General features: G+C 41.7%; 11 protein-coding genes. 10 read left to right on the top strand and 1 reads right to left on the bottom strand.

Annotation, left to right across the window (positions count from 1 at the left end; genetic code table 11):
* Positions 1-171 precede the first annotated feature (171 nt).
* Both lon and yihA read left to right on the top strand, forming a co-directional pair.
* On the top strand, positions 172-2,517 hold the full coding sequence (lon, locus tag ACFPU1_RS07700; protein ID WP_385939894.1) for an endopeptidase La: 2,346 nt from the start codon (positions 172-174) through the stop codon (positions 2,515-2,517).
* Positions 2,492-3,085, top strand: a complete 594-nt coding sequence (yihA, locus tag ACFPU1_RS07695) for a ribosome biogenesis GTP-binding protein YihA/YsxC (protein ID WP_385939892.1) — start codon at positions 2,492-2,494, stop codon at positions 3,083-3,085. The genes lon and yihA overlap by 26 nt, the downstream gene beginning before the upstream one ends.
* A gap of 165 nt (positions 3,086-3,250) precedes the next feature.
* On the opposite strand, the gene ACFPU1_RS07690 is transcribed toward yihA, so the two are convergent.
* Positions 3,251-3,745 carry a LiaI-LiaF-like domain-containing protein gene (locus ACFPU1_RS07690; protein WP_385939890.1) on the bottom strand — a complete coding sequence of 165 codons (495 nt, stop codon included), beginning with the start codon at positions 3,743-3,745 and terminating at the stop codon, positions 3,251-3,253.
* Between the two features lie 385 nt (positions 3,746-4,130).
* Here ACFPU1_RS07690 and hemA point away from each other — a divergent pair, with 385 nt between their 5' ends.
* The 8 genes from hemA (at position 4,131) to ACFPU1_RS07650 (ending at position 13,211) form a co-directional block, all read left to right on the top strand.
* A complete protein-coding gene (gene hemA / locus ACFPU1_RS07685) occupies positions 4,131-5,519 on the top strand; it encodes a glutamyl-tRNA reductase (protein ID WP_054635072.1) in 1,389 nt (462 codons plus the stop codon).
* Between the two features lie 18 nt (positions 5,520-5,537).
* Positions 5,538-6,368: a cytochrome C assembly family protein gene (locus ACFPU1_RS07680; RefSeq protein ID WP_385939888.1), complete on the top strand. Its 831-nt coding sequence runs from the start codon at positions 5,538-5,540 to the stop codon at positions 6,366-6,368.
* Between the two features lie 203 nt (positions 6,369-6,571).
* Positions 6,572-7,507 carry a hydroxymethylbilane synthase gene (gene hemC, locus ACFPU1_RS07675; protein WP_054635070.1) on the top strand — a complete coding sequence of 312 codons (936 nt, stop codon included), beginning with the start codon at positions 6,572-6,574 and terminating at the stop codon, positions 7,505-7,507.
* Entirely contained in the window at positions 7,504-8,283 is a 780-nt protein-coding gene (locus ACFPU1_RS07670; protein ID WP_385939886.1) for a uroporphyrinogen-III synthase, read from the top strand. Before hemC ends, ACFPU1_RS07670 begins: the two co-directional genes overlap by 4 nt.
* The gene (gene hemB, locus ACFPU1_RS07665; RefSeq protein WP_385939884.1) at positions 8,283-9,263 is read left to right on the top strand and encodes a porphobilinogen synthase; all 981 of its coding nucleotides are present in this window, start codon (positions 8,283-8,285) and stop codon (positions 9,261-9,263) included. The genes ACFPU1_RS07670 and hemB overlap by 1 nt, the downstream gene beginning before the upstream one ends.
* A 125-nt stretch (positions 9,264-9,388) precedes the next feature.
* Positions 9,389-10,675, top strand: coding sequence for a glutamate-1-semialdehyde 2,1-aminomutase (gene hemL, locus ACFPU1_RS07660; RefSeq protein ID WP_385939882.1), 1,287 nt, complete (start codon positions 9,389-9,391; stop codon positions 10,673-10,675).
* 276 nt (positions 10,676-10,951) lie between these two features.
* A complete protein-coding gene (locus tag ACFPU1_RS07655; protein ID WP_385939880.1) occupies positions 10,952-12,217 on the top strand; it encodes a LysM peptidoglycan-binding domain-containing protein in 1,266 nt (421 codons plus the stop codon).
* A 97-nt stretch (positions 12,218-12,314) separates the two neighbouring features.
* The gene (locus ACFPU1_RS07650; RefSeq protein WP_385939878.1) at positions 12,315-13,211 is read left to right on the top strand and encodes a hypothetical protein; all 897 of its coding nucleotides are present in this window, start codon (positions 12,315-12,317) and stop codon (positions 13,209-13,211) included.
* The last annotated feature ends 227 nt before the right edge of the window (positions 13,212-13,438 follow it).

The following is a 13,438-nucleotide window of genomic DNA, read 5'->3' as shown; positions in this document are numbered from 1 at the left end:
ATCAGGCATAACAATAAGAAAATAGAGAAATACGAGGCGAAGAAGAAAGCTTTTTCTCCTGTTGAAGAGCTTTTATCTCTTATAGCAGAACCTATTCTTTTTTTAACCCCAGACTAAATAAAGAGGGTATTTTCTGCTTACAAATTGTTAGGATATTTGGGGGTGCAGAAATTGAGTGAACAAAATAAAAGAATCATACCACTGCTTCCGCTTCGCGGCCTGCTTGTTTTTCCGACCATGGTCATGCATTTAGATGTAGGACGAGATAAGTCCGTTCAAGCGTTGGAGCAGGCAATGGTGGACGACAACGAAATCTTATTAACGACACAAACCGATCTTTCCATCGATGAACCGGATATAAAAGATATATACCATGTAGGGACTCTTGCGAAAGTCAAACAAATGCTAAAGCTTCCTAATGGAACAATCAGAGTGCTGGTGGAAGGTTTGCAGAGAGCGCAAATCGAGAGATTCCTTGATAATGAAGAATACTTTGAAGTTGAAATGAAAGTCCTCAATGTAACAGAAGAGGAGGATACAGAAGAGAAAGCTTTAATGCGGACGGTTCTTCAACAATTTGAGCAATACGTAAAGATGTCAAAGAAAGTCTCCAGTGAAACATTGGCTTCCGTACAGGATATCGGTGAGCCGGGACGGATGGCGGATATAGTGGCCTCCCATCTGCCTTTAAAGGTCTCGGAAAAGCAAGAGCTCCTTGAGACTGTGCCTGTATCTGATCGTCTGATGAAAATCATTGATATTTTAAACAGTGAAAAAGAAGTGCTGGGACTTGAAAAGAAAATCGGGCAAAGAGTTAAAAAGTCCATGGAAAAGACTCAAAAGGAATACTATTTAAGAGAACAAATGAAAGCCATCCAAAAAGAATTGGGTGATAAAGAAGGAAAAGGCGGGGAAGTAGAAGAGTTAAGGGAAAAGATCGAGGCTGCCGACATGCCTGAAAATGTAGAGGAAAAGGCACTGAGAGAGTTAGACAGATATGAGAAGATGCCTGGAACGTCAGCAGAAAGCTCTGTCATTCGTAACTACATCGACTGGCTACTTAATCTTCCATGGAAAAGTGAAACAACTGACAGACTTGATGTTAATCACGCCCAAAACATTCTTGATACTGACCACTATGGACTTGATAAAGTAAAAGAAAGAGTCCTTGAGTATCTGGCGGTCCAGCAACTGACAAAAGAACTGAAAGGTCCGATTCTTTGTCTTGCAGGTCCTCCAGGGGTTGGTAAGACCTCTCTTGCCAGGTCTATTGCACGTTCTTTAGAAAGAGAATTTGTCCGGATTTCACTTGGCGGGGTAAGGGATGAGGCAGAAATTCGCGGTCATCGTCGCACGTACGTGGGGGCTATGCCTGGGCGTATTATACAAGGAATGAAAAAAGCCGGAACGGTTAACCCTGTTTTTTTACTCGATGAGATTGATAAAATGGCCAATGATTTTCGGGGAGACCCTGCTTCTGCCATGCTTGAAGTGTTAGACCCGGAGCAAAATAATTCTTTTGCTGATCACTTTATTGAAGAGCCTTTTGACTTATCTAAAGTGATGTTTATTACCACCGCAAACAATGTGGGAACAATCCCTGAACCTCTGCTTGACCGGATGGAAATCATCACGATTGCGGGGTATACAGAGGTTGAAAAGCAAATGATTGCAAAAGAATACCTTCTGCCTAAACAAGTAAAGGAACATGGTTTGACCAAGGGCACGATTCAGGTTAAGGATGAAGCGTTATTAAAGGTTATTCGTTATTATACTCGTGAGGCTGGTGTCCGAAGCCTGGAAAGACAGCTTGCTACAGTATGCAGGAAAGCAGCTAAGATCATCGTGTCGGGAGAAAAGAAGAAAGTGGTTGTCACTGAGAATACAGTAGAAGAGATGCTTGGGAAGCCCCAATACCGATATGGAAAAGCGGAAGAGGAAGACCAGGTGGGTGCTGCCACAGGGCTGGCGTATACCTCTGCAGGAGGAAATACGTTATCGATTGAAGTGTCCCTTGCCAAAGGAAAAGGTGAATTGACGTTAACAGGGAAACTTGGGGATGTGATGAAGGAATCTGCCCAGGCTGCTTTCAGCTACATTCGCTCCAAATCCGATGAACTTCAGATTGACCCAGGTTTCCATGAAAATCTTGATATTCACATCCATGTTCCGGAAGGAGCAACTCCTAAAGATGGTCCGTCTGCAGGGATTACAATGGCTACCGCTTTAATTTCTGCCCTAACCGGCAAAAAGGTAAGAAAAGAAGTGGGCATGACCGGGGAAATTACATTACGCGGCAGAGTGCTTCCTATCGGGGGGTTAAAAGAAAAGGCGATGAGTGCACATCGGGCAGGCCTGAAGACAATTCTTTTACCAAAGGATAATGAAAAAGATTTGGAAGACATTCCAAAGAGTGTACGAGACGGTTTGGAATTTATATCGGTTTCACATCTAGACGAGGTATTAAAGTATGCGTTAGTGGGAGAGGGAAATGAGAGTAAAAGTAACAAAAGCTGAAATTATAACTAGTGCCGTCAAGCCTGAACAATACCCAAATACAGGGCTGCCGGAAATTGCTTTAGCAGGCCGATCAAATGTGGGTAAGTCATCTTTTATTAATAAAGTACTAAATAGAAAAAATCTTGCCAGGACATCTTCTACCCCAGGGAAAACAAGAACTCTTAATTTCTTTAATATAAATGACAGATTACTGTTCGTTGACGTTCCTGGTTATGGCTTTGCCAAAGTAGGGAAGGGTGAACGGGCTGCCTGGGGTAAGATGATTGAACTGTATATGCAGACCAGGGAAGAACTTAGAGGAGTAGTACTCCTTGTGGACATTCGTCATAAACCTACAGGCGATGATCAGCAAATGTATGACTATTTAAAGCATTTTGAAATACCGGTGCTTGTTGTGGCTACAAAGGCTGACAAAGTGCCAAAATCAAAAATCCAAAAACATGTTAAGCAAGTAAAAGAAACATTGGAAGTTGAACCAGAGGATAAAGTGATTTTGTTTTCTGCAGAAACTGCACAGGGAAAAGAAGAAGTATGGAAAGAGCTTTACAGGTTAATCGAAAAGTAAAAAGACAAGAAGCCAGATGGCTTCTTGTCTTTTGCATAGAGAAAGGGTTTGGAATACCTACTCTGCATTCGTAAAAGCAGGACCCCTCCCCACTCTGTTCTCGGAAGAAAGAAAAGGCAGCAAGACGCTATATCTTTAACAGTAACTCCGCTTTTAACGGGAATTTTATCTGCTTTTTGCTTTTTTATTATGGAAAAATATAAAGTACATGCCAAGTATCAGAAGGAGAAACGGCCAAAATGTTTGAAAGGCTCCTGCGAGCTCAGTACCTGCCAAACGAAAAAGCTCGTCAGCGAAAAAAGCGCCAGCACCAAGTAGAATAAAGACTGTACCAGCTGCCAGCCCTTCTTTTCTTGTTTTCATATATGTAAAAACAAAGGCCACACCAATTAATAGAGGGTACATTCCCCAATAGTCCGGCCACGCATCAATAAATGATAAAGCATGAAAATGAAGAGCAAGAAGAATGAGAACACTTCCTGGAAATATATTGTTGTCATTTGAAACCAGGCCTTGACATAAAAAAGCCAGCCCAATAATCAATAAAACGGTAGGCCATTGCATAAGCTGATTTGAAAAAGGCAATTGAAACTCATCCAGAATAAACAATAGTGCAGTTCCTATTAAAAGGACTCCAGGAAAGGTTCCTTTTTTGCTCATAAATGTCTCCTCCTGTCGTATTGTAATATTGAAGAGAGTAAGAAGAGTGTAGTAGTAGTAGATGAAAAATATAGCTCTTTGTATGTATGAATGAATAAAAACGTGCCTGCAGTACCTATGAAAATAAGGATGAAAAAGCAGAGCCGCACAGTTCATCTTCCTGTTTCTCATAGTAACATAAGCATTCAGCTTCTGTTCACAATTTATTTTTTTGTGTTCTGACTAGGACATGTTATAATTGTCGAAGAGTAAAAGAGCTGCTTAATTTGTTGGTAAATTGAATGTGGAGTTCTGTTCAGGCAGAACCTATATAAAGGGTAAGTTATAATGATGTGGATCAAAGGTATTTCACATCGTGCTATATTTTGTGGGGGTGGAACAACCAATGCATATCCTCGTTGCTGGATTAGATTACAAAACAACCCCTGTAGAGATACGTGAACAATTTTCTTTTCAGGAAAATGAGCTGCCGGAGGCTCTTCAAGCATTACGAGACATGAAGAGTGTGCTGGAGTGTACGATTGTTTCTACATGTAACCGAACTGAAATTTATACAGTAGTAGATCAGCTGCATACTGGACGTCATTTTACTAAGAAATTTATGTCTCAGTGGTTTGATCTTCCTGTGGAAGAGTTCGGTCCTTATGTAAACATTCGGGAAAACGATGCGGCTATTCAACATTTGTTCCGTGTAGTTACAGGATTGGACTCAATGATTCTTGGAGAAACCCAGATTCTCGGACAAGTGAAAGACAGCTTTTCAATGGCTCAGGAACAGCAGGCGACAGGCACGGTCTTTAATGAACTGTTTAAACAAGCAGTTACGTTTGCAAAAAGGGCGCACCGCGAAACAGAGATTAACGACAATCCGGTTTCTGTTAGTTATGCAGCTGTTGAGCTTGGAAAGAAAATTTTTGGTGATTTTCAAGGAAAGCAGGTTTTGATATTAGGTGCAGGGAAAATGAGTGAGCTGACAGCAAAGCATTTGCATGCAAATGGTGCTGAACAGGTTACCGTAGTGAACCGCACGTATGCAAAGGCTGCAGAATTAGCTGAAAAGTTTTTAGGACAAGCTGAAAGCATGGATAATCTGAAATCCTGTCTGGCGACAGCAGACATCTTAATTTCCTCTACTGGTGCAGAAGAATATGTAATTACTAAGCCCCTTCTTCAAAGCATCCAGAAGCAGAGAAAAGGGCGTCCGCTGTTTATGGTAGACATAGCTGTCCCCCGGGACCTTGATCCGGCCTTATCTCAGATTGACAGTGTCTTTCTTTATGATATTGATGACTTGCAGGACATTGTTCAGGCCAATCTTGCTGAACGAAAGAAGGAAGCCGCTAAGATTGAAGAAATGATTGAGGATGAAATAGGAATTTTCAAAGAATGGGTTCAAACCCTTGGAGTTGTTCCTATCATTTCAGCGCTTCGTACAAAAGCTCTAAGCATTCAGGCTGAAACAATGGAAAGCATTGAACGAAAGCTGCCTGAATTGTCTGAGCGGGATAAGAAGGTCCTTCGCAAACATACAAAGAGTATTATCAATCAAATGCTTCGTGATCCTATTACCAGAGTAAAAGAGCTGGCTGGCGAACCGGACGCTGAAGAATCTTTGGCCCTTTTTACAGAGATTTTTGCTCTTGAAAATGAAGTGGAAACGGCACGAGAAGCCGAGAAGGGTCAAGCCAAAGTTGAAGAGGCAGAAAAGAAATGGACAAAGAAAAAGAAACTGCTTCCATATACTTACGCGAAAGATGTAATCGTCCGCTCTTAGGAGAGGGGTTTTCTGCTAGTGGTTGCTACAGCAAATGTGATTTATGTTGTAACCATCGTATTATATAGTTTAAGTGTTCTCGGGTATTTTCTTGATTTTCTACAGAGCAACCGGAAGGTGAATAAAATCGCCTTCTGGTTGCTTTCTATCGTATGGATATTGCAAACACTGTTTTTTATTATTAGAGCTGTCCAATATGATCGTCTGCCTGTTATTACCCCTTTTGAGGGGCTGTTTTTTTATGCGTGGCTTCTTGTCACCCTGTCACTCATTATTAACTGGTCTTTTCGGGTGGATTTTCTAGTGTTTTTTACAAATGTAGTTGGTTTTATTATTATGTCCTTTAGTTTGTTTGCCCCAAGCGGGGACGTGCCAGACCAGTTAACAGACTTGTTAATATCTGAGCTTTTGGTTATTCATGTGTCCTTTATCCTTCTTTCCTATGCCGCTTTTACGCTGGCTTTTGTATTCTCGGTTTTGTATATGTTTCAGCATCAGCTTCTTAAGCAAAAACAGTGGGGAAAAAGGTTATTGAGAATGGAAAACCTGCCGAAAATGGAAAGACTCACATTTGTGATGACGACTTTTGGTTTTCCCTTTCTCCTTATTGGGTTAATTCTTGGTTTCGTTTGGGCATCCACGCAACTAAACACATTGCCTATTCTAGATGCCAAGGTATTAGGTTCTATCGCTATCTTAATCCTGTATGGGATCTATTTATACTTATGGGTGGTAAAGCACCAGAGAGGCTATTCAATGGCTTATCTTAATGTGGCAGGTTTTCTGGTTGTGTTAATCAATTATTTCTTGTTTGGGCAGTTAACAGAGTTTCACCTATGGGATGAATAGTACAGCACTCATCATTTTTCCAGTTATAAAAGCACCTTTCTATGTCCATCCTCTAGAAAAAGGGAAAGCAGGCCAGGTCATACTGCAGGCATAAAAGGTGTTTTTCTGTATGCCTGTTTAAAAAAATATTCTTATACTTTTTGATTGTATCTTGTCTATTCGTGTAGAATAGAAATCGAAACTTAGGAAAGCGGAGGCGTAGTATGCGAAAAATCGTTATTGGTTCTAGAAAAAGTAATCTTGCCTTAAAACAAACTGAATGGGTTATTAATGAATTAAAAAAATATAATCTTCCTTATGAATTTGAAATAAAAAAGATTGTTACCAAAGGAGATAAGATTTTAGATGTAACCTTATCTAAAGTTGGAGGGAAGGGTCTGTTTGTAAAAGAAATTGAACAGGCCATGAGAGACAAGGAAATAGATCTGGCCGTTCACAGTCTAAAAGATATGCCTGGGGAATTACAAGAAGAATTTACTATTGGAGCAATTACAAACCGCGTAGACCCTCGCGATGTACTTATATCAAACGACCACGTTCGTTTTGATGACTTAGAGCCTGGATCTATTGTCGGAACAAGCAGCCTGCGGAGATCAGCTCAAATTTTGGCAAGGCGCCCGGATTTAAAGGTGCAATGGATCCGTGGAAACATTGAAACACGTCTTCGAAAGCTGAGGGAAGAGAACTTCGATGCTATTATTCTAGCGGCAGCCGGTCTTGAGAGAATGGGCTGGGAAAATGAAATGATTACCGAATTTTTAGAGCCAGACGTTTGTCTTCCGGCTGTTGGCCAAGGTGCCTTAGGCATTGAATGCCGCAAAGATGATCAGGAGGTTATTGACCTTCTTCAACATATTCATGAGGAAGGTGTGGCTAAACGAGTACTGGCTGAACGAGCCTTCCTTCAAAGCGTTGAGGGCGGCTGTCAAGTGCCGATTGCGGGGTATGCTACCTTACATGAAAACGGGGAGATTTTGTTATCAGCCCTAGTTGGCGAGCCTGATGGTTCAGTTATTTTACAAGAAACAGAGACGGGAACCGATCCTGAAAAGCTAGGAAAAGCCGTAGCAGAAAAATTAAAGAAAAGAGGGGCAACTGACATTCTGGACCGTGTTAAAGCGGAGCTGGATCAGTCATGAAGCCAGGCTTCCTGGCCGGTAAAAAAGTACTGGTTACCAGGCAGCAGAGCCAAGCGGCAGTGTTTGTCAGAAGAATTGAGGAGCAAGGTGGAAAAGCCGAAGTCCTTCCTTTGATTCGGCTGGAAAGAGCAGAACGGTGGCAGGAATTGATTCAAGAGTTTCATGATCTGACCAAGTACAGCTGGATTATTCTTACGAGTGCAAACGCTGTTCATTTCTTTTTTGAAGCAGTTTCAGAAGCAGAAGCTGTACTTCCGGCACAGTGCCGTTTTGCAGTCGTAGGGGAAAAAACAAAGCAGGCACTTCGCAAGCATGGAAGTGAAGCCTCTTTTGTACCCTCAAAATTTATTGGAGAGGTATTGGCTGAAGAGTTGTCATCTTTTCTTGACGAGGATGACCGGGTACTGATTCCAAAAAGCAATAAAGCTAGAACAGTGGTTGCTGATACACTTAAGAAACAGGGAGTCTTTGTTCAAGAAGTTCCTCTTTATAGAAATGTTGCAGAAAGAGCTTCAGCTCCAGCTTTAAAAGAACTAATACAGGGTGGAGAGATTGACATTTTAACATTTGCCAGTCCAAGCGCGGTGCAGGCGTTCACAAATCTTTTAGAGGATGATGACTGGAAGCGGTGGGTGAAAGAGGTTCCAGTTGTTTGTATTGGCCCGGTGACAAAAGCTGAAGCAGAAAGAAAGGGTTTTTCATCCATCTATTCAGCTCAGCATTATACGGTTGATGGCATGATGGAGGCAATGAGAAAAATCAAGGGGGTAAAATAATGGAAACAAATTTTCATAGACACAGAAGATTAAGAAAAACAGCTGGACTACGGGCCATGGTTCGAGAAACTTTTTTACGCAAGGAAGATTTAATTTATCCAATCTTCGTTGTAGAAGGGGAAAAGGTAAAGAATGAGGTTCCTTCAATGCCTGGAGTGTACCAGCTTTCTCTTGATCTGTTAAATGTGGAAATGAATCAAGTGGAGGACCTTGATATTCCAGCTGTTATCGTATTTGGCGTTCCAGGAGAAAAGGATGACTGCGGTTCCGAGGCTTATGCAGAAAACGGCATCGTACAGCGGGCAGTGCGTCAAATTAAGGACAACAATCCCTCACTTACAGTGATTGCTGATACATGCTTATGTCAATTTACCGATCATGGTCACTGTGGTGTCATTGAAAACGGAGAGGTATTGAATGATCCTTCACTTGCCCTTCTGACGAAGACGGCAGTCTCACAGGCAAAAGCCGGCGCGGATATTATTGCCCCTTCAAATATGATGGATGGCTTTGTTGCTGCTATTAGAAAAGGTCTTGATGAAGCCGGATACATTGATGTTCCAATCATGTCCTACGCTGTTAAGTTTTCCTCAGCATTTTACGGTCCTTTCAGGGATGCAGCTCATAGTTCTCCCCAGTTTGGCGATCGTAATTCCTACCAGATGGACCCTCCTAACAGGCTTGAGGCTCTGAGAGAAGCGAATTCTGATGTAGAAGAGGGAGCAGATTTTTTAATCGTGAAACCGGCACTCTCTTATTTGGATATTATGCGTGAAGTAAAGGATTCAACTGGATACCCTGTAGTGGCTTATAATGTATCTGGGGAATATTCTATGATTAAAGGAGCAGCAATGAATGGCTGGATTAATGAAAGGGAAATTGTCCTTGAAAAGTTGACCAGTATGAAAAGAGCTGGTGCGGATTTAATCATAACTTATTTTGCAAAAGACGCTGCCAGATGGATAGACGAAGAAAAATAAAAAGAGAAGGTGGAAATAATCCGCCTTCTCTCTTTCTAATAAGACAAGGTAAGGAAATTTTGATACCCTATAAAGGAATGCTTAATGTAATCGAGAGATTGGAAATTATGAAATGAGGTGCTTGCATGAAATCTTTTGAAAAATCCAAGGCAGCATTTAACAAAGCCGAGCCTCTGATGCCAGGTGGAGTAAACAGCCCTGTTAGAGCATATAAAGGGGTAAAACATGACCCAGTTTACATGGAAAGAGGAGAAGGAGCCCGAATTTTTGATTTGGATGGTAATGAATACATTGACTATGTGTTATCATGGGGACCTCTCATTCTTGGACATGCTGACTCACATGTAGTAGAACAGCTGAAGGCGGTTACAGAAAAAGGAACGAGCTTTGGAGCAAGTCATGAAATGGAGATTAAACTTGCAGAGCTTGTAATTGAGCGAGTTCCTTCTATTGAAGTGGTTAGAATGGTAAACTCAGGCACAGAAGCAACAATGAGTGCATTACGTTTGGCGAGAGGGTACACAGGGAGAAATAAAATTGTGAAAATGGAAGGCTGTTACCACGGTCACGGGGATTCTCTATTGATCAAAGCAGGTTCAGGCGTTGCCACTCTAGGGCTGCCGGACAGTCCAGGTGTCCCTAGAGGAGTAGCAGAAAATACGTTGACCGTTCCATACAATGATATTGAAAGCCTAAAGCTGGCCTTTGAGAAGTTTGGTGACGACATTGCTGGAGTCATTCTAGAGCCGGTAGCAGGGAATATGGGAGTCGTTCCTCCTAAGCCGGGATTTTTGGAAGAGGTCAGGCAGCTGACAGAAGAAAAGGGAAGCCTTCTTATCTTTGATGAAGTGATGACAGGATTTAGAACCGGCTATCACTGTGCTCAAGGAGAGTTTGGAGTCACACCTGACCTTACCTGCTTAGGAAAAGTTATTGGAGGAGGGCTTCCGGTAGGTGCCTTTGGAGGAAAAAGAGAAATCATGGAACAAATTGCCCCAAGCGGTCCCATTTATCAGGCAGGGACCTTGTCAGGTAATCCCCTTGCTATGACTGCGGGATTTGAAACACTGAACCAGCTTACTGAGGAGAATTATGAAACATTTAATAAACTGGGCAAGCGTTTGGCAGAAGGATTATCTGAAGCCGCAGAGCGCCATGGAATCCCACATACTACAAATCATGCAGGTTCTATGGTAGGCTTCTTCTTCACAAACGAAGAAGTTGTGGACTTTGAGAGTGCCCGCACTTCAGATTTAGACTTGTTTGCAAAATATTTCAAAGAAATGATGCAGCAAGGGATCTCTCTTCCGCCATCTCAGTTTGAAGGGATGTTTTTATCTACAAAGCACACAGAAGAAGATATCGAAGCGACAATTAACGCAGCAGAAAAAGCCTTTGAGAAAATCAAATAAGAAAAAAACCCTCTGGCCAAGCCAGGGGGTTTTTTTAAGGCATCTGAGTACTTGTCCCAGAATAAGCACTTTACTTTCTTCTTGAAAAGGAGTGTTCACCTGGAAATAACTACCGACCTGATAAAACAAGAGAGAGGAATAGGGAAGAAACAAGGAGATTATTCATAAAAACTTCTCTGAGGTCATAGAGTGTAATTGTACACCCAGCCCTGAAACGGACAGCTAGAACTTAATAGAAGACTGTGTTGATTATGTGAAATAAAGGAGGACGTTATTGTGACTCATGAGCATGCCTCAACCCTTTCCTTTAATATTGAGGAGTCTGTTTGGCTGAATAAAGGCCAAAAAATCCAGGAAATTATCTCTCTGGGACTAGAACCAGACATTAGAATTGAGGAACATGAAGAAGAGGTAGTGATTAAGGGTGGCCTCCATTTAAAGGGAGAATACTATATTCAAGACAAAGAGGAAGATTCTTTACAAGAAGACCATCGGGCTAATTTACAAGTAGTAGAAGAAGCGACAGTAAATAAAAATGGAGAAGCAGAGATTGAACATTTCTTTCCCATTGACGTCACCATTCCTTTACATCGTATACAGAACTTAGATGATATTTTCGTACAGGTTGAAGGATTTGATTATGACCTTCCTGATCCTGGGTGTATTCAGCTAACAGCCGACATAACTATTTCTGGCATGAAAGAAGAGCATAAAAGCGGAAAACAGAAATCAAGCCGTCCCTACACTGAAAATTGGCCTGAGTCATTTCCTTCCTTTTTCACCGAAGCAAAAAAGGAAGCCGATCAGGCGAGGTATGAACAACAGGAAGATATAGAAGTAAAAGAAAGGGATAATATCTTCCCGTCAATGAAGGAAGGTAATGAAGAAACCCAAGAGAGGAATACGGAGCTTCCAGAAGCTGAAGAAAGTGAAAGTCAGGTAAGTGTCTATTATAAAAAGGATCCAGAAGAGATGGCAGCCTATAAAGAGGCTGGTGAACGGACTAGCAGCCTAGAAGAGAATCAAAGCCTGAAAGCAGTAGAGCCAGAAGAAAAAGCTGAGCAAACAGAGGAAACAGAAGAAGTAATAGAGAATGAAGAAACAATAGAAACAGAGGAAAATCCTGATGATCAGGTGCGGCATCAAGAGATAAAAGAGGAGGAGATGACTGAGCCTGTAGAGGAAAAAACCGTTCCTTTGAACAGGGAAGAAGAACAAACCGTGGTTTCTTTTGAGCCGAGATCAGAAGAACAGGAAAAAAGTGAGGAAGCTGAAGAACAAGAGACTGTGCCGGCTGTATCCTCTTCCTCTAAGGATGAAAACTCTTTATATTTAACAAAGGTACTCACGAAGGGAGAAGAGGAATTTTCCCGATTGAAAATGTGCATCATTCAGGAAAATGAATCGCTGGATACCATTGCGAAAAGATATGATCTTACAACTTCTCACCTCCTTAGAGTAAACAGGCTGGATAGTGAACATATAGAAGAAGGAGAAATTCTGTATATTCCTGTAACAGCCTCCCGAAAAAATGAATCCTGAAATTAAGCAGACCCTGCAGAGTTACGGGTTAAAGCCAAACAAGTGGGAAAGGATTGGAAACGTCTTTAAGGTTGAATGCTATCAGGGAACCTTTGCTTTGAAACAATCACAGTTTCCAGCTGATTCCCTGGATCGTTTTTTACAAACCATGCGTTACTTTGAGAGAGAGCAAATATACTCTGTTGTTCCTTTATATCCAAACCGCTACGGAGAATTTGCAGTACAAGGAAGTAAGGCCACGTATTACCTTATGCCCTGGGTGCTTGAAGATACGAGACACGCTGCCGGGAAAGAAGAACGTATACTTGAAACGCTGGGACTGATGCATCGATTTAGCGAAAGAATGGAAGAAAGTGCAGATGAGTACGTCACTTCCTTTGGGGAACAAGTGCAGCGAAAAAAGGAAAGGGAATTGTTAGAACTGGAGCGATATGCTGATGAAATAGAACGCAAACATTACTTCTCTCCTTTTGAGCTTGCGATCCTGACTCATTTTCCTTTTATCCATCAGCTTTACCAGGAATCACAAAAGCACTTTAACACCTGGCTTGAGATCAGCAGAGAAAAACAGCAAGTTCGGACTGTGAGGTGCCATGGATGTCCGTCAGTAGAACATGCAGTCATAGACAGCCAGGGAAACACGTATTTAATTAACTTTGAAAAAACAAGAGACGACAGTCCGGCATGGGATCTTGCATATTTTTTCAGGGACAGCTTTGAAAAGGGGTTATGGGACAACATAGATGCTTATCGTTGGATGACCATATATGAAAAACAGTTTCCTTTAGCTGAAGCGGACCGTTCCTTATTTTTAAGCCACCTGCTTTCTCCCTATTCATTGGTTTCTCCTATAAAAGAGTATCAAACAAAGAGGTCAAGGGCCTTAGAAAAAGAGTATGTCAGATTGGTGGAGCTTCACGTCCGGCTGTATAAACGCTTATATGGCTTTTCCTCTCATTTATACGAGCAGCATTATAAACAATCCCCTTCCTGAGCGGAAGGGGATTGTTTTCTAATAGGATGTGACCAACCGTGTATGATTAAGGTGTAAAAAGGAAATACAAGTAAAGAATAAGGAGAAATATCAAAAGGAAAACGTCTACTGTAGTGGGGAGAAATAACGTTCTGAGTAACTGAAAGCAAACCAAAGGCAAAAGGAGCTGTGCAAAAGCCTGCCGCAGCCGCTTCATCCATAAAGGCCAGCGAAACCGGCGCTTTTTT

This window comes from Thalassorhabdus alkalitolerans (genome assembly GCF_042656525.1).
Taxonomy (GTDB): Bacteria; Bacillota; Bacilli; order Bacillales; family Marinococcaceae; genus Thalassorhabdus; species Thalassorhabdus alkalitolerans.
The sequence above is the reverse complement of the archived record's forward strand: the minus strand, read 5'-3'. Positions and strand labels throughout refer to the sequence as shown.